Raw genomic sequence first — 15995 nt, 5'->3', positions numbered from 1 at the left:
ATCAGTAACCCGTTACGTTTAAATAAAATGTTCCGTTGCAGTTATGGGTTTCAATTTTCACCTGATTTTTCCCGACAGGCGAACAGAGATAAAATGATGCGGAGTTATTACCCCCTGCACCGTAATAACTCGAACCGATACCGAGTATCCCGTTAGGGAACGACGTAGGCAGTGTCACGGTTACAGTGGCATTGTTGCCGACTGAAATATTTCTTACAGACTGCATAAATACAGCACCATTACCATGCGTGTAGTAAGCACTGTTATTGCCTGTCGTCGTTTTACCGACCCCGTAACGCGCATCCGACTCCGCCTTTGTATAAGCCTGACCCGCCGGGGTGTAATTGCCTTTTGGCTGGAAACGCCCGTCACTCTCCGCTTTTGTGTAAGCGCCCGTTTTCGCCATATAACCGGCATCGGTCTGGGCTTTTGTATAATATCGTTTGTCGCTCTCCGTTCTGTTGTAATAGCGGTTATCAAAATTGGCATAGCTTCCCGGATTCACCTGTCCCGGCGCGTTGAAGTTTCCTTTAGTGTCCCATTTAAAATTAACCTCTGACCCGCCACTGCCTTTCATATGCAGATGCCATGAAAGTTCATCGCCAGCAACCAGAGACCCCATCGAAAATGCCCAGGAGTTTTTACTCACAATGGTCGCTTGTTGTTTGATTACCGGATGGTATTCACTCGTGGCGGTAGTTGAATACGCATTGAAAAATGGCGCTTTCGCTTTGTACTGTTCAGCCCAGGCAAATGGACCGCTATAACCTGCAACCATTCCTTTGCCTGCGGTAATTTCTTCGCTTGCAGTGATTGTGTTGTATACCGACAGCGGCGTTCCTGACTGAAGCGCGCCTGTGGTGAGATTCACATACAACGGGCGAAGTGAGTTGTAACTTCCCAGCGAATCACCAGCGTTCGTTAACATCAAATAAAGACTTGAGCCATCATTTCGCCAGAATGCGCCAAAATTACCATAGGCGATACGCAGGCCGTTCGCAGCTCTTGACACAATTTCACCATGAGCAGAGATTGTGCCTCTGACTTCTGCTGCACCATTAAAATTAAAAGATATGGAACCATTTACATTACGCTGTGAATAAAAGTGGTATCCCGTAGCATCTTTAAATTCTAATACTGTTGGTCGGTCAGCATTCCCCCAAAGGTTAATAGCCCCTGCAAGGGATGAAGTATTTGAGGAATAGATAGAAAAAAGACGCGAATCCCCCGCTGATATCTGACCTTTTGAATACAGATTTCCCGTCACCGTTCCGCCGGTTATTGGTAACGCCCCAATATCAGCCGGTGTGGGTTTGTTCGCCGCATCATATTGTTTTGTCCAGGCTGACCACGTCCCGCTGTAAAGCGTGCGAATGTACGAGCGGGAGCTGTTGTAAACCCGGTAAATCTGCGTGATACCGGCATGCTTATAGACTTCCAGCGAACCGGCGTTAGCCTCTGGATAGTTCCTGCCTGTTTGTGCCTGCGCGTTCGCTGGCTGGTAATACAGTCCCGGCGTGGTGTAGGCGTTCAGGTCGGCAGCGTTGCCAATGCCAACAGTCTGACCGTTAAAAATATCCTGCGCCGTAATGCTGATATCGGATGACAGCGCCCGACCGTTTACCTTACGCCCTGACGGCACGCGCCCGTTAGCGTTGTCATTCGCGGCCTTAACGGCTTTCGGCGTTGCCGCCAGCGCCTCAGACGTGCTGTCGGTTGCGCTACTGAGCTGGACGATACCCTTTTGCGCCGTGGTCGCGTCCTGAGCAGTATATTTCCCTTTCGCAAGGTCATATGCTGCCTTAACCGCTTTCGGCGTCGCTGCAACGCTCTCAGACGCGCTGTCGGTCGCACTGCTTAGCTGAGTGAAACCCTTAGCGGTGAGCGTGGCGTCAGGATGGCGGCGGGACTGCTCATGCTCAGCGAGCTTGTCGTCGACGTAGTCCTGCGTTGCCATCACCGTTGAGGTGTCGATGGTCAGCTCGACTGACTCGATGTCACTCACCATGATAACCATGCGCACTGTCTGCGCGCGGCCTGAGCCCTCCGCCAGTGCTGGCTTGTAGCTTTCGGCCATATTACCGACCGCAATCAGCGTGCCGGTGTCGTCATAAAGGCCGAGCTCGCGCATCCAGAAACCGCCGGTCTCAGGCGGGATGAGCAGCTCCGCCACGACATAATTTTTATTTTTCCTGTCCTGGCTGATTTTGTTCAGCGAGTGACGCCAGACCTCTTTGACCAGCTTTGTCTGGTTCGGATCAGGCACCGGCAGCGTACCGCCGCCGTCACCGACGGCCATCGCCGTAAAATTCACCTTTTTCCCGTTCGGGACGGTCGCCGCCGCGAGTTTTTCGGCACCGGCTTTGGTGATGACCGTTTTATATTTCACTGTCATTGTGCTCTCACTTATCCGGGGTAAACCGTGATGATGTCGCCGTCATAGCTCAGGGCGCCGGTGTACAGATAGCCGGGAATGTCCTGAATAATATTGAGGCCGATAAGATGGCGGCTGGCTGGCTTTGCATCGGCAATAAGCCGCTCCATTTCGTAATACATTTCCTCGGTGATGCCGGTCTCCAGCACACCGATATCGAGGCGAAACGTGCCGGGCGGGTCGTTTGTCTGCCACCACTCAGACACGTTTATCAGGTAGCCGAGCGGCTCCACGACGCGCCGCACTGCCCCAATCGTTCCTTTGTGTGCGTGGATATACCAGGCATTGCGGATCACATCCCGTTTAGTGGCCTCCGGCCAGTTCTCATCCCACCGGTCTACGGAAAACGCCCACGCCAGCCACGGCAGGAGGTTTGCCGGGCAGTCGTCCGGGCTCCAGAGTCGGCGCAGGGGGACGGGGGTATTTTCGATTTCAGCGCAGGCGCGCGCCGCCGCCACCTCAAGCGGCGAGGAGCCCACCGGCAACAGTCGTGTGTCATTCATCATTACCCCCTATGGTGACGCTGTACTCGCTGCACCATGACGCCTGCGTGTCATCGAGAACGATGTCAGCCACCGGCGCGGCCAGCTCGACACGCTGCACGCCCTCGACGTGGAGCGCCGCATAGATGGCCGATTTACGGATGTCACGCCCGAGCCGGTGCTGCGCGGTGATATACGCCTGTAACTTTGCTTTTGCCGCACTGAGCACCGGCTCACTTTCGGGGCCGGGGTAAAGGTAAAGCGATGCGGTGATTTTGTAGTCGACGATTTTCGCTGACTGCACGGTCACGCGGTCGGCCACCGGCCTGACGTCCTCGTCGTTCAGCGCATCGCGCACGCTGGCGAGCAGCTCGTCAGAGGCCACGCCGTTATTTTCACGCGACAGCACGGACACGGTCACACACGCAGGCTCAGGACTGATGACGGAAATATCCGCCACGCGCCCGTCGGCGCTGCGGCCATGAAACTGATATGCACCGGTTGAGCCTGCGGTACTCAGCCCCTCAAAAGCCTGTTGGATGCGCAGACGGTAGTCTGTATTCGATTCCATTACGGCTGGCGTGGGCGGAAACGTCGTGTCGTCTGCCGGGGTGATGACGAGGCGCTCGACGTTATAATTTCCGCCTATCTGATCAAGGTCGGCATCTTCTGCATACGCCAGCATGACCGCACGCGCGGCCTCGTTGACGCGCTGTCGCCAGATAACCTCCCGATAGGCGTTTTCTTCCAGCAGCTTAACAATCGGCTCGGATTCGAGGGTCAGCGTGCGCGCCACTGCCTCCTGTTGTTCCTCCGGGTATAACGAGACGAGCGTCGCCTTGCGCTCCGCGAGGATGGTCTCATAGTCCAGCACTTCCACGACATCAGGCGCGGCGAGCTGGTTAAGGTCAACAATTGCCATAGCGTTTAACTCAGTGGAATAGTGAGGGAAAAGGGCTGGCCGTTAGCCGAGCGCGTGCCGGTAATATCGACATACAGCCCGCCGTCGGTCTCCGACCGCTCAAAGGTGATGGTTGTCAGGCTGACGCGCGGCTCCCACTTCTGGATCGCGGAATAGCACGCGGCCATAATCTGCAATCGCAGCGCCGGTGTCTGCGGCTGGTCAATCAGTGCCGACAGAAGCGAGCCGTATTCACGGCGCATGACGCGCGAGCCAACCGGCGTGACGAGAATGTCGCGCACGCTTTGCCTGATATGCTCAACCTCAGAGATACTGAGGCCGGTCTGGCTGTTCATTCCCAGATAAAGCACTGTCATATCGGTGCCCCCGTTGTCCCGCCACTGTCGCCCGGATGTTTATGGAGGTGCAGCACTTTCCCGTTTGACGACAGTGACCCGCCGGTATGCTCGATATTCCCGGACATCGTTCCGCCTTTCTGCACTTCGAGCGTGCCGGTCGTCAGTTTGTTGGTACACACCACCTCAGGCGTATCGAGCGTGATGCGGGTCGAGGCCTTCACCAGCACCACCGGCACGGTGGCCGTAATGGAATCCGACGCGGTGACGTCGGCGGTTTTGATACCTGACACGGTGAGCGCACTGTTTTCGGGTTCGTACTCAATGACCGCGCCATCAGGGAAAGTAACGTGAAGCGCATCGGGTGAGGCTGATGGCGCGGGATTGTCATCTGAGAAAATGCCCGGCAGCACAAAGGCCGTATCGAGCTCACCGCCGATGGCCAGCAATAACACCTGCTCGCCAACGGATGGAGCCCACCACACGCGAGAGCGCCCGGCTCGACAGGTGAGCCAGTTAAGCCAGGTGGTTTGCATGCCGCCGGTCTGGACACGACACAGCCCCTCGTCGAGGTCGACGTCGGTCACGATGCCGGTGCGGATGAGGTTGCGGATCGCGCGTGCGATTTCCTGTAGAGAATTTAAATTATTCATACGGGAAGGATGCCGCCGGGCAAGGCCAGCGGCAATTAAGGCGGGTTTTATGAGGGATGGGACAACAATCAGCGGCTAAGATGTTTGATAGTCAGCGTTTCGACGAGCTGTTTATCCGCCTGGCTAAATCCGAGTAGCTGGCGCTCTGCGTACTGCACATCCTGAGCGTGTGCGTTTGGCCGGTCTTTGAGGCCGTACTGATGGACACGCGCGATACGCTGCACTTTTCCGGTAAATTCCACCACAGCACCGTTTTCACGGCCACTGGCTTTCATGTACCGGTTAGTGCGGAGCTTCTGAAACATTGCCCGTTTAATTCGACCTTTTTTGGCTCTCAGCGGCTGGCGCTTTCGCGCCTGATACGGTGAGCCATCCGGGGCTTTTTGCTGTTTGATACGTTGCTGTTGCGCCGTCCTGAGTTGCTTCGCAATCTCACCGGCAAGCTTCCGACGCCCTGCGGGTGACAGGGCAGCAAGCAGCCCGGCGAGCTGGTTATCAAAGGGCTTAAATTCACTCATCCCACTTGCTCACCAGTTCGCCGTTGATATAGAGCTCTTTTGGACGCGTGACGGGTTCAGGCGGTGGCGGTTCCGGGGCATAACTCACATGCAGTGCGCCGTTTTCCTCTTTGATGAGGGTGCGCTCGGTGAGCTGGAGGCTGATGCTGATATCAACCGTATCCCCGTCGTTTAAATCCATCTCGAAACGGTAGCCCTTTTTACGCCCCCCATCGAGCGTGCAGATATCCGGCTGGTTTTCCCTGAGCCACGCGGCCACCGGCACGAAAATCGAATCAGGGTCGCCCACAAAATCACACACGATGACATTCAGGGTGTAAATTTTCTCGTGGGACAGGGAGGCCGCGAGCCGTGCATCGATATTCCCCTCGTCGGCAAAAATGCGCATCATCTCGGGATTGGTTTTAAGCTGCGGGACGGCGTCAGTTAGCGCTTTTCGCAGGCTGATTGCTTTCTTCATCGAGTTTATCCTGACAGTCTTTGACGGTTTCAATCTGTAACGCGCAGGCGGCGAGCGCGTGCTCAAGCCTGCGAATATCTGCACTCAGGTCGCCATTAGTGGCCGGGTCGCTTCCCGGCATCGGGCAATAGCTCACTTTCGGGCAGGCGCTGTAAACAATGACCGGCGGAGGCGCAACCGGCGCGGGTGTGCATCCTGCGCACAACATCAGGCAGCTCAGCGCTGTACCAGCGGCGTAACGTTTCATTTTCATTCATCAGCCTCGTAATGGTTTCTTCCCGGCGCACGGCCATCGCACCGGCAGCAATCAGCTCACCACGTAAACTGACCTGCGCGGTTTCATTTCGCCTGGCGATTCCCTGCGAAACGGAAAGCTGATTTTTCAGCATCCCGATCACGTTTTTCTGTTCGGTCGCGACCTTATTTGCCCGGTCAAAAGAGCGCCGTAGATTACCGTTCTCATGCCTTAACCAGAGCACAGCCGCCAGCGCCAGACCTGCGGCAATCAACATCACAATGTATCTGGACACAGCCCCGCCTCCTCAATGCGCTGACGGTATGAAGTGCGCACCCCCGTAAAGGTCAGGACGCAAATCAGGTAAAGCAGCCCGGTAAAGATCCAGCCAGCACCGAGCAGACACCCAATGGTTACAACAAAAATAATAAGAGACCATGCGCGACGCGCCTTTGAGGGCTTGTTACAGAAAACAGCGCGGAAGATTTTCATAATCTCGGGTTTTACCGGAATACCTTTCCCCGCATTTCGTAGCCAGTGGTCAAAAACAGCCACACCGGCGAGACTCGCCGCAATACAGACAACACAGCCAAACAGCGCCCACGCTGCAACAAAATTAAGTGCTGCACTTTGCGGGGAAGCCAGCCCCCACAGCAGGAATACAGCCAGCAGGGCATCTAAAATCAGTGAACGTAAAAACTTTTTCATTGAGAAACTCCTTTCAGACAATAAGCACGCTCACGCGCGCGGCGATTTTCCAGCCCTTTATTGATTGAGCCATTCACATAAACCCAGCGGGTGAGCTGGTCGCACGCCTGCCACCATTGGTGTCGCTTGATATACGAGACCAGCGTCGACCGGCAGGCCGCGCCGGTTCCCACGTTGAATGAGAAGCTGACCAGCGCGTCGTAAATGTGCTGCGGCATTTCTACCGGCACGCAGACTGCGAGACGCCTCTCGACGTTCATCACATCCGCGACGAGGTTCGCCGCCGCCTGACGTTCTGTGATTTCCCCTTTCGGGACGACACCGGCAGTGTGGCCGATGCCTGACGTCCACACTCCCGCGCTGCACTGGTAAGGCGTCAGGCGACAACCTTCGAGGTCGGCAATCAGCGCCAGCCCCTCGGGCGAGGTGTTAAGCAGACGAAAGTCAGGCATCAGCGCCGCCAGCGCCAGCACTGCGGCCACACTGCAACGTTTAACGATTGATTTCACGAATAGCCCCCTTGTCGAGTCCGAGTGACGTCAGATAGAGGTACGTTTTGCGCTTAAACCAGTAATTCGTAAGCGCGGTAAAAATGGCGCATCCGCCGCCCACGTAAAGCGCCATCTTTTCGGGCGATATTGCGCCGAGGTATGCCAGCGCGACGGCCAGCCAGTAGGCGATAAACGTGGTGATTTTCTCCATACTCAGTCCCATAGATTCACCGTTTCGGTTCTGGCCGCGCTGTCGGTCTCTGGCAGTTCAATTGCCGTGCCGTGCGGCAGGATGACGCCGAGCTCAGACAGACCGGGATTCGCTTCTAAGACGGTTTCGACCACGCCCTCGGTGCGCCCGTAGTACCGCACACAAATCGCGTCGAGGGTGTCGCCCTGTAGCGCATACGCTTTCATCAGATTTGCCCCACAATGCAGCGTGCTTTGTCCTGGATGCGCGCCACAGACCAGCGCATATCCCGCCACATTTCATCGATAGTGCTGTCGATGCTGTCGGCTTTTTTGTCACCTCTGGCGGTCGCATCCACGCCGCGAAAACGCTCGTAAAGCGTGGCGGTCGTCATGGCACACACGGCGTTGAAGTAGTGGAAAACACGCACACTTTCGCCGTCGAGCCTGTCGGTCGGGACATCCGCCAGCGTGGCGTAACCGGCATCGAGCTGACGCTCGCGCCATTCGCCAAGCTCCGCGTTCGTCTCCGCGATGGCGGTCTTAATTGCCCGGCGCAGGCGCACAGGGGAAACGGTCTGCTCTAACCGCATTTCCTCACGCACGCGCTTCGGATCAACATCAGGAAAAAACGGGGTGTTTTTGATTACCGGCTCGCTCACGCCCGGCGGCGGTATCACCACGCCCGGCACATCCTGCGGCTCTTTGTTTTGCTCAATAATCAGCGTCGTCATGACAACCTCGGGTAATAGGTGGGCGGTGGACGCCGGTCGCAGTCAGGGCAATTGATACCCGCTTTGACCGGCGTGCCGCCCGGCTCGGGGAGCGCTCGGTTAACCTGCGGCTTTTGCCGCCTTTGGTGGACGCCCGCGACGTGCCGCCGGTTTGGCGGCAGGTTTGCGCGTGCGCGGTTTAGTCGTTTTGGTTTTCGGTGCCGGTTCGGGTTTTGGCCTGAGCTGGCGCTCTAACTGCTCGATATCCTTTTTCACACCGATTGTGCGTTCTAACTGGATCGCACGTTGCAGGTGCGCCAGCGCCTCGGGCAGTTGATTCGCATCACGCAGGACATAGCCGGTGATTTTGTGCAGCTTCGCGCGCACGATATCGGGCATGTCAGCGCGTTCAGTCAGCGCAATGGTGTCGAGCAGGTTCGCCAGTTCGACCGGCTGTTTTGCAGCGAGCAGGCGCTGCGCGGCCAGTGCCACCTCTTCGGCCAGCAGGTAAGGCGTCGGACGTCGACCGGTCGGCATGGTCAGGCCATAGGTCATGGCGTAACGGGCAATTTCCAGCGCCCCGGCGATATCGTCAGCATCGAGACGCCACAGCATGACCGTCATGACGATGTCATCCTGAGCGCCCTTGCCGTTTGCGAGGACGCCAGCCACCCATGGCAGATAGAACGGCAGCAGCTCACGCTTTTTATCTGCCTTGCGCTCATTGGATCGGATTTGTTTTAGCGTGCGGTTGTCTGCGGCCAGCTTAACGAGCATCTGCTCATAGGCAGTTGCATTGCGCAGCGGGACAGCAGCCCGCCGCGCTGTTTCAGAGGCCGAGACCCGCATCATGTGACGCGCTGCGGGACTCGTCATGGCTTACTCTCCGCTTTCCGGTACAGCAGGTGCGGTAAAGTCACCGAGCTTGATATTTTCAATCAGGCAACCGGCAGCGTATGCCTCGACCACGTAGTCGGTATTCATTGACTCGTAGTTCTCGATGCGGTCTTTCTTCGGGTTTTCGATGATGCTGCGGCGATGCGCGTCATCCATGAAGTAGATAGACAGGTTATCGAGACGCGTCACCATCAGGGCATTCGCCGGGAAGTAAGGCACGCGCACGGCAGGCAGGTTGCCGATTCGCTTCTGGCTGATGATGATGTCAGCGGCCAGCGACTCACTGTTTTCCTGGTCTTTATTGACGATAGGGAAGTATTTATCCGCCATCAGCTTGCGACCGGTGATGACAACCAGCTCCGGGTCATCCTGATAAATCTCATCAATCAGGTTGCCGGTGGCATCCATGACCAGCGCGTCGAGGTTCGCATAGTCGCCGTTTTTACCCACGCGGATCACATCGGAAATGACCGCGCCGTCCTCGTCGGTGATTTTTGACATCACACGCGCTGGCGCTTCATTGCGGTACTTCTGCAACCAGCCCACCGCCACATCCTGAAGCATCGGATTTTTTTTGCGGTCAGATTTTGCGGCGCGCTCAATACCATTGAAACCGGCCATGATGAAATCGAGCGCCTGACGCTTGATAATGGCGTTACGGATACGGGTCTGGAAGTCCTGGAATCGCGCCCACAGGTCGAGCTGTTTATAGCGGATATGGAAGTCAAAGTTAATCTGTGCGCATTCGTATTTATTGGACTCCAGCGCAGTAAAATCAGCGGTTTCACGCTCACCGTCGCCGTCAGTATCAGCGGTGCTCGCGATTGTGCCGTTAACGCCCACACCGACCTTTTCGCCTTTCAGTTCGTCGACCGGCACGATGTTGATTTTCGTCAGGAATGAGGATGATTCCTGCACGGTGTCCATCATGGTTTGCGTGACCGACGGCTCGACGGTGAATTTCTTCGCCACGTCATCGGTGGAAATGTCGTTCAGCTCCGCGACGCGGGTCAGGTAGGCATTGAATTTAAAGCGGGTTTGTTTACGCATGGTTTTTCCTGTTCGGGTAATAGGTATCAGGCCGGGCGTCGCGCCCGGCGGGTTATCAGCAGTTGGTCAGCAGCTCGTCGCCCGTACCACCACGAGAAAGCTCGCGGCGCGGCTGGCGCTGGCTTTCGGTGTTATCGAGGGAGTTTTTGAGGTCGTTAAACGCCTGCGCGCTTTCTTCGGCCTTGCTGGTCACGTCCTGCTTAAGCTGCGCCAGTTCGGTCTCAAGCTCGGTGACGCGCTGGTTGGTGGCGGTGAGGTTGGTTTGCACCAGCTCGGTAACGGTCGTCACAGCCTCATGCACATCTGCAAGACGTGCGTCGTCGCTGGCCTGTTTGCGGCTGAAAATAGCCTTAACCTTGTCGGTCAGGCTGTTGAGCATGGTGTCGGGAACGTCCTCAAATTCCAGCTCAGCCAGTGAGGCCACAGAGAAGAGATCGCCCGGCTGGTCTTTTTTACCGGCGAGCGGGTTTTGTGTGGCGCGGCTACAGAATTCAAGGTATTCGGTGCCGAGGCTTGCCGGGTCATCGGTGACGGCGAGGCCAACCAGATAGCACTTGCCACTGTTGGCAAAATTCGGGCGGATCTCCATGGAGGTGTAAACCTTCTGCCCGGCCTTAACCATGCTGACCAGCTCGTCAAGGGGCTGGATTTTGCCAAACAACGCCTTTTTGCCGTCGAGCGCAGAGCCATCGCTGATAACCTCCGCTTTTAGCTCGACTACATCGCCGTATCGCTTAAACAGACTGTCAGGCAGCAGCCCCCGGATATGTTCGAGGTTAATGCGGCAGCCGTAGACGCGCGGGTCGAACGTATCGGCCATTTCCTGAATGTCATCAGCACTGATGACGCGGCCATCGCAGGTGTCACCCTCGACGCCGATGCGAAACCATTTAGAAACTTTCTTTGCCATTGTTCAGGTGTCCTGATGTTGGGTTTTCGGGTCGGGGTTAGTTTCCCGACTCAGACCCTCATCAGCCACCTGTTGCGGAAGTGCAATCCCTGACACAACAGGGGTTTAGCGATTAAGCACGGTCATTTACTTAGCCTTGCCTCGTAACATCAAAACGAGGTAAGCATGACCATTTCAACTGACCTTTCACTACTCAATGACCCTCGACGACAGGCGCGGCTGTTGTACTGGCAGGGGTTCGCCGTGCCGCAAATCTGCGACATGCTGCAACTCAAGCGCCCCACGGTGCAGAGCTGGAAACAGCGTGATGGATGGGAGGAAACCGCGCCGATTAACCGCGTTGAATCGACGTTAGAGGCGCGCCTCATCCAGCTTTACGCCAAGCCCGACCTGACGCCGCACGACTTTAAGGTCGCTGATTTTCTGTCGCGACAGATGGAGCGCCTCGCGCGCGTGAACCGCTACAGCCAGACCGGAAACGAGGTGGATTTAAACCCCAACATTGCCAGCCGCAACAAAGGGGATCGCAAAAAGCCGAAACGTAATTTCTTCAGTGAAGAAGCGATTGAAAAGCTGGAAGAGATTTTCTTTGACCAGTCCTTTGAGTATCAGCTCAGGTGGCATAAAGCCGGGTTAGAGCACCGCATCCGCCACATCCTGAAATCGCGCCAGATTGGCGCAACGTTCTACTTTGCGCGTGAGGCGCTCCTGCGCGCCCTTAAGACCGGGCAAAACCAGATTTTTTTATCCGCCAGTAAAACGCAGGCTTACGTTTTCCGTAAGTACATCATCGCTTTTGCGCGTCTGGTCGACGTCGACCTGTCAGGCGACCCGATTGTCATCGGCAACAACGGCGCAGAGCTGATTTTCCTCGGTACCAATTCCAACACTGCGCAGAGTCACAACGGCGACCTGTACGTCGATGAAATTTTCTGGATACCCAATTTCCAGAAGCTGCGAAAAGTCGCCTCCGGTATGGCGTCGCAGTCGCACCTGCGCACAACCTATTTTTCGACGCCGTCGACGCTGGCGCACGGCGCTTATCCGTTCTGGTCAGGGGAGCTGTTTAACCGGGGACGCAGTAACCGCGACGAACGTGTCGACATCGATATCAGTCATCAGGCGCTTGCCGGGGGCATGTTATGCGGGGACGGCCAGTGGCGGCAGATTGTCACCATTGAGGACGCGCTCGCCGGGGGCTGTACCCTGTTTAACCTCGACCAGCTCAGACAGGAAAACAGCGCGGATGACTTCCGTAACCTGTTTATGTGTGAGTTCGTCGACGATAAGGCGTCGGTATTCCCGTTCGAGGAGCTCCAGCGTTGCATGGTCGATGCGATGGAAGAATGGGAGGACTTCGAGCCGTTTGCTGACCGTCCGTTTAACTGGCGCCCGGTCTGGATTGGCTACGACCCGTCACATACCGGCGACAGCGCAGGCTGTGCGGTGCTGGCTCCGCCACTGGTTGCCGGTGGCAAGTTCCGCATCCTTGAGCGTCATCAGTGGAAAGGCATGGATTTTGCCGCGCAGGCCGAGGCCATCCGTGCGCTGACCGAGAAATACACCGTCGACTATATCGGCATCGATGCGACCGGCATCGGCCAGGGGGTTTACCAGCTCGTGCGTTCATTCTTCCCGGCAGCGCGCGCTATCCGCTACACACCGGAAATGAAAACCGCAATGGTGCTGAAAGCGAAAGACACCATCCGACGCGGGTGTCTGGAGTATGACGCCGGTGCGACCGACATCACGCAGTCATTCATGGCTATCCGCAAAACCATGACCAGCAGCGGTCGCAGTGCCACCTATGAAGCCAGCCGCAGTGAGGAAGCCAGCCACGCGGATATCGCATGGGCGACCATGCACGCCCTGTTAAACGAGCCACTTTCCGCCGGTAGCGGTATGCATTCAACCTCGATTCTGGATATCAATTAAGATGAAAAAACGCCAAAAGAAACAGCCAAAACAGACCAACATGACCGCCAGCGCACCGCAGAAAATGGAGGCGTTCACCTTTGGCGAGCCGTCACCCGTTCTGGATCGCCGCGATATCCTCGACTATGTCGAGTGCATCAATAACGGCAAATGGTACGAGCCGCCGGTCAACTTCTCCGGGCTGGCGAAAAGCCTGCGCGCCGCCGTGCATCACAGCTCCCCGATTTACGTGAAGCGTAATATCCTGACGAGCACCTACATCCCGCATCCGTTGCTTTCACGGCAGGATTTCAGCCGCCTTGTGCTCGATTATCTGGTTTTTGCTAACGGCTATCTTGAGAAGCGCATGAGCGTGACCGGCCAGCTCATGAAGCTTGAAACCTCTCCGGCCAAATACACCCGCCGGGGTGTCGAGGATGGGGTTTACTGGTACGTGTCGGACTTCACGCACCCGCACCAGTTCGCCCCCGGCTCAGTCTGTCATCTGCTTGAGCCCGACATCAATCAGGAGCTCTACGGGATGCCGGAATACCTTAGCGCGCTTAATTCAGCCTGGCTGAATGAATCCGCCACGCTGTTTCGTCGCAAGTATTACCAGAACGGCGCGCACGCGGGTTACATCATGTACGTCACCGACGCGGCGCAGAGCAGCACAGACGTCGAGGCGCTGCGCTCCGCGATGCGAGACTCGAAAGGGCTCGGGAATTTCAAAAACCTGTTTTTCTATGCCCCGAACGGGAAACCGGACGGCATCAAGATAGTGCCGCTGAGTGAAGTCGCCACAAAGGACGATTTTTTCAACATCAAAAAGGTGAGCGCCGCCGACCTGCTCGATGCGCACCGCGTACCGTTCCAGCTTATGGGCGGCAAGCCCGAGAATATCGGCTCAATGGGTGATATCGAGAAGGTGGCGCGGGTGTTTGTGCGTAACGAACTGACGCCGTTGCAGGAGCGTTTCAAGGAAATCAATGAATGGCTCGGTTTAGAGGTGATCCGCTTTAAGGATTACAACATCGAAACTGAGTAACCCCCGCCTAAATGCCGCCTCCGGGCGGCATCCCCTCAGAGCGAGCCAGACGCCGCACACGCGGCGCAACCACGACACCACCTCATTAACCGACCTCACATAACAGCGCGCCACCACGACGCGCACAGACGCGTAAAATAAATCCTGTCACCACGTCTGGCGCGCAGTGCTATCCCCGCCTCGCCTGCGCGCTTAACGGGGCGCTTTTAATGCAGGTGCATCATCAGCCCCGAGCCGCGCCAGCACTTGCGCTGGCTGGCAAAAACTGGAGTAAAAAACGAATGCAAACTCATGCACCTGATGCATGCGCCGCTAAAACAGCGAAAAATTCGTTATAAATTCGTCACTTTTCGACCCGACCTCATCCATTAAGAGCAGATATTGCATTCCCTCGTTCAGCGATAAAGGCCGCTCATATTCAATCATGAAAACATCGTGATATGTGCGTCCTAACCAGTACCCACCGCCGCACTCTTTGGGTCGCTGAAAGAATACCCACCCGCCCGGCTTAAAGTGCTCTAAAACCTCACCACGATAGACAACCTGAAATTTCGAGTCTTTGACGCCCATATAACCCCCATAAAAAAAGACTGTATATGCATACAGTCTTTTAGCAGATATCCGGGGTAAACGCTAACGCCTCGCCGGGCTCGTTGTTCAACACCACCGGCACTGAAAACAAGTTTCAGCACCGGTGGCGTTTGTCATTTTGTTGCTTAATTGTCGAGTATCGAATCGACCTCACCCGTTCGCACGTTAACGCGAGCCGCTACAGTCTGTTTGACCACCCCACCATAAGCATTGGTGCCACGAAACGTTGTTTTAACAATGGCATGCGGGTCTTTATTCAAAATCAGATGATAGACCGTTGAAACATGCTTATAAGAGGAATCATCATTCATGCTGGCTTTTATCAGCTTTTCCAACGGTCGGTATGAACCATCCCAACCGCTGAAATTACCCTGAAATGTGTCAAGGTTGATTTTATTATTCAGTGACTGTGGATCCTTCTCGTAGTAGTTGAAACACCACCCCAACACATCACCGAGTGTTAACGCATCATCTTTAGTAAAAGTGTACTCACTCATACAGGCATAAAAGGCATCAGCAGAGCTGGCCGGTACACCTTTGTAACCAACATAGCCTTTAACAATATCGTGCCGAGTTTGCTTTGGTTCGTTGCGATATTCTTTGAGCGTTAGGTCTGCGTACTCAAATGCTTGCGTTACCGGTTCCGCTTTTACCGCTGGTGCATTAGTTTGTGGCACAGGCTGACTATTCTGAGTCGGCCATAAGATTGAGCCAATAACGCCCAGCGCCAGACATCCACCGAGATAAAACGCAGTGGATCGCTTACGGTTCGGCATTCGAACCAGCGATGGCTTGATTAACCCCACGATAAAAGCAATAAAAAGAGCCAGAGATAAAAATGCTATTACGGTATCCATGATTTTCCTTTGTGTAATCCCCATAAAAAACAACCCCATGGTATCAAACATGGGGTTAAAAGTTAGTGCTTAGTCTTCATATGGCTAATGCCATGTCACGTCCTGCCAGACATCCTCAAAAATAATGCCCAATCGTTCTCGGTCTGAGTCGCTCGGGAAACCCTTAATGTCGATTTTTGGTATGGATCCTTTTTGGACAACGACGGTAGAGGAGGGGAATGTATTTTTCACTCTCCGATTGAGTTCTTTCTCGAGCGATTTGAGCCTAGTGTCGTCTAAGTTTTGAACAGGGGTTAGAGTGATGTTAATTATCATAACTTACTGAACCTCATAAAAAATATCGCTTTCTTCTTTGTCGTTTTCCCTGCTGGCTAAATCGGCAATGATGGAGAGGGCAAGCTTGAGGTCAGAAGACTTACAATTCGCAATTAGCGACACCTCGGCGATAAATTGTACACAAGCCCATTTATGTTGTGCTTGGTTGAAATGTTCTGCAACCATCAAATTCCTCCCTCTAAAAAATACTGTATATGCATCCAGTATAACAATTGAAAAGGAAAATGAAAGAAAAAATAATTTCTAAAGCTC

22 protein-coding genes are annotated in these 15995 nt (G+C 55.2%); 2 read left to right on the top strand and 20 right to left on the bottom strand.

Going from position 1 to position 15995, the window contains the following annotated elements:
- Window position 1: 1 nt before the first annotated feature.
- The 17 genes from BFV65_RS15705 to BFV65_RS15630 form a co-directional block, all read right to left on the bottom strand.
- A complete protein-coding gene (locus tag BFV65_RS15705) occupies window positions 2–2395 on the bottom strand; it encodes a phage tail-collar fiber domain-containing protein (RefSeq protein WP_047738466.1) in 2394 nt (797 codons plus the stop codon).
- 11 nt (window positions 2396–2406) lie between these two features.
- Window positions 2407–2937 carry a phage tail protein I gene (locus BFV65_RS15700; protein WP_047738468.1) on the bottom strand — a complete coding sequence of 177 codons (531 nt, stop codon included), beginning with the start codon at window positions 2935–2937 and terminating at the stop codon, window positions 2407–2409.
- Entirely contained in the window at window positions 2930–3838 is a 909-nt protein-coding gene (locus BFV65_RS15695) for a baseplate assembly protein (RefSeq protein ID WP_069596832.1), read from the bottom strand. Before BFV65_RS15695 ends, BFV65_RS15700 begins: the two co-directional genes overlap by 8 nt.
- 5 nt (window positions 3839–3843) lie before the next feature.
- Complete coding sequence (locus BFV65_RS15690; RefSeq protein WP_047738471.1) at window positions 3844–4194, bottom strand: GPW/gp25 family protein; 351 nt, start codon at window positions 4192–4194, stop codon at window positions 3844–3846.
- Window positions 4191–4826: a phage baseplate assembly protein V gene (locus BFV65_RS15685; RefSeq protein ID WP_045339915.1), complete on the bottom strand. Its 636-nt coding sequence runs from the start codon at window positions 4824–4826 to the stop codon at window positions 4191–4193. Before BFV65_RS15685 ends, BFV65_RS15690 begins: the two co-directional genes overlap by 4 nt.
- A 68-nt stretch (window positions 4827–4894) precedes the next feature.
- Window positions 4895–5344, bottom strand: coding sequence for a phage virion morphogenesis protein (locus BFV65_RS15680; RefSeq protein WP_047738472.1), 450 nt, complete (start codon window positions 5342–5344; stop codon window positions 4895–4897).
- Window positions 5337–5804, bottom strand: coding sequence for a phage tail protein (locus tag BFV65_RS15675; protein ID WP_045911509.1), 468 nt, complete (start codon window positions 5802–5804; stop codon window positions 5337–5339). The genes BFV65_RS15680 and BFV65_RS15675 overlap by 8 nt, the downstream gene beginning before the upstream one ends.
- Window positions 5767–6012 (bottom strand): Rz1-like lysis system protein LysC, encoded by a 246-nt coding sequence (gene lysC, locus BFV65_RS23440; protein ID WP_072202857.1) that lies wholly within the window; start codon window positions 6010–6012, stop codon window positions 5767–5769. The genes BFV65_RS15675 and lysC overlap by 38 nt, the downstream gene beginning before the upstream one ends.
- Entirely contained in the window at window positions 5900–6316 is a 417-nt protein-coding gene (gene lysB, locus BFV65_RS15670; protein WP_017382983.1) for an Rz-like lysis system protein LysB, read from the bottom strand. The genes lysC and lysB overlap by 113 nt, the downstream gene beginning before the upstream one ends.
- Window positions 6316–6747, bottom strand: a complete 432-nt coding sequence (locus BFV65_RS15665) for a DNZ54_00345 family protein (RefSeq protein WP_047738475.1) — start codon at window positions 6745–6747, stop codon at window positions 6316–6318. The genes lysB and BFV65_RS15665 overlap by 1 nt, the downstream gene beginning before the upstream one ends.
- Entirely contained in the window at window positions 6744–7256 is a 513-nt protein-coding gene (locus BFV65_RS15660; protein WP_023295248.1) for a lysozyme, read from the bottom strand. Before BFV65_RS15660 ends, BFV65_RS15665 begins: the two co-directional genes overlap by 4 nt.
- Window positions 7240–7461, bottom strand: a complete 222-nt coding sequence (locus BFV65_RS15655; protein WP_014170137.1) for a phage holin family protein — start codon at window positions 7459–7461, stop codon at window positions 7240–7242. Before BFV65_RS15655 ends, BFV65_RS15660 begins: the two co-directional genes overlap by 17 nt.
- The gene (locus tag BFV65_RS15650; RefSeq protein ID WP_017382979.1) at window positions 7452–7655 is read right to left on the bottom strand and encodes a tail protein X; all 204 of its coding nucleotides are present in this window, start codon (window positions 7653–7655) and stop codon (window positions 7452–7454) included. The genes BFV65_RS15655 and BFV65_RS15650 overlap by 10 nt, the downstream gene beginning before the upstream one ends.
- Window positions 7655–8161 (bottom strand): head completion/stabilization protein, encoded by a 507-nt coding sequence (locus BFV65_RS15645; protein WP_032609900.1) that lies wholly within the window; start codon window positions 8159–8161, stop codon window positions 7655–7657. Before BFV65_RS15645 ends, BFV65_RS15650 begins: the two co-directional genes overlap by 1 nt.
- 99 nt (window positions 8162–8260) lie before the next feature.
- Complete coding sequence (locus BFV65_RS15640) at window positions 8261–9016, bottom strand: phage terminase small subunit (RefSeq protein WP_023323597.1); 756 nt, start codon at window positions 9014–9016, stop codon at window positions 8261–8263.
- Between the two features lie 3 nt (window positions 9017–9019).
- On the bottom strand, window positions 9020–10087 hold the full coding sequence (locus tag BFV65_RS15635; protein ID WP_032671891.1) for a phage major capsid protein, P2 family: 1068 nt from the start codon (window positions 10085–10087) through the stop codon (window positions 9020–9022).
- A gap of 55 nt (window positions 10088–10142) precedes the next feature.
- Window positions 10143–10997, bottom strand: coding sequence for a GPO family capsid scaffolding protein (locus tag BFV65_RS15630; RefSeq protein WP_047738479.1), 855 nt, complete (start codon window positions 10995–10997; stop codon window positions 10143–10145).
- Window positions 10998–11162: 165 nt separating this feature from the next.
- On the opposite strand from BFV65_RS15630, the gene BFV65_RS15625 reads away from it, so the two are divergent.
- Together BFV65_RS15625 and BFV65_RS15620 are read left to right on the top strand one after the other, a co-directional pair.
- A complete protein-coding gene (locus tag BFV65_RS15625) occupies window positions 11163–12932 on the top strand; it encodes a terminase ATPase subunit family protein (RefSeq protein WP_045339905.1) in 1770 nt (589 codons plus the stop codon).
- A 1-nt stretch (window position 12933) separates the two neighbouring features.
- The gene (locus tag BFV65_RS15620; protein WP_032618971.1) at window positions 12934–13959 is read left to right on the top strand and encodes a phage portal protein; all 1026 of its coding nucleotides are present in this window, start codon (window positions 12934–12936) and stop codon (window positions 13957–13959) included.
- 716 nt (window positions 13960–14675) lie between these two features.
- On the opposite strand, the gene BFV65_RS15610 is transcribed toward BFV65_RS15620, so the two are convergent.
- The 3 genes from BFV65_RS15610 to BFV65_RS15600 all read right to left on the bottom strand — a co-directional run bounded on the left by BFV65_RS15610 (window position 14676) and on the right by BFV65_RS15600 (window position 15908).
- Window positions 14676–15407: a hypothetical protein gene (locus tag BFV65_RS15610; RefSeq protein ID WP_047727393.1), complete on the bottom strand. Its 732-nt coding sequence runs from the start codon at window positions 15405–15407 to the stop codon at window positions 14676–14678.
- Between the two features lie 84 nt (window positions 15408–15491).
- The gene (locus tag BFV65_RS23595; RefSeq protein WP_047727381.1) at window positions 15492–15722 is read right to left on the bottom strand and encodes a DinI-like family protein; all 231 of its coding nucleotides are present in this window, start codon (window positions 15720–15722) and stop codon (window positions 15492–15494) included.
- Between the two features lie 3 nt (window positions 15723–15725).
- Window positions 15726–15908, bottom strand: coding sequence for a hypothetical protein (locus BFV65_RS15600; RefSeq protein ID WP_017382969.1), 183 nt, complete (start codon window positions 15906–15908; stop codon window positions 15726–15728).
- Window positions 15909–15995: the final 87 nt, after the last annotated feature.

This window comes from Enterobacter hormaechei subsp. hoffmannii, assembly GCF_001729745.1.
GTDB lineage: Bacteria > Pseudomonadota > Gammaproteobacteria > Enterobacterales > Enterobacteriaceae > Enterobacter > Enterobacter intestinihominis.
This window is presented reverse-complemented; position numbering and strand designations above follow the sequence as displayed.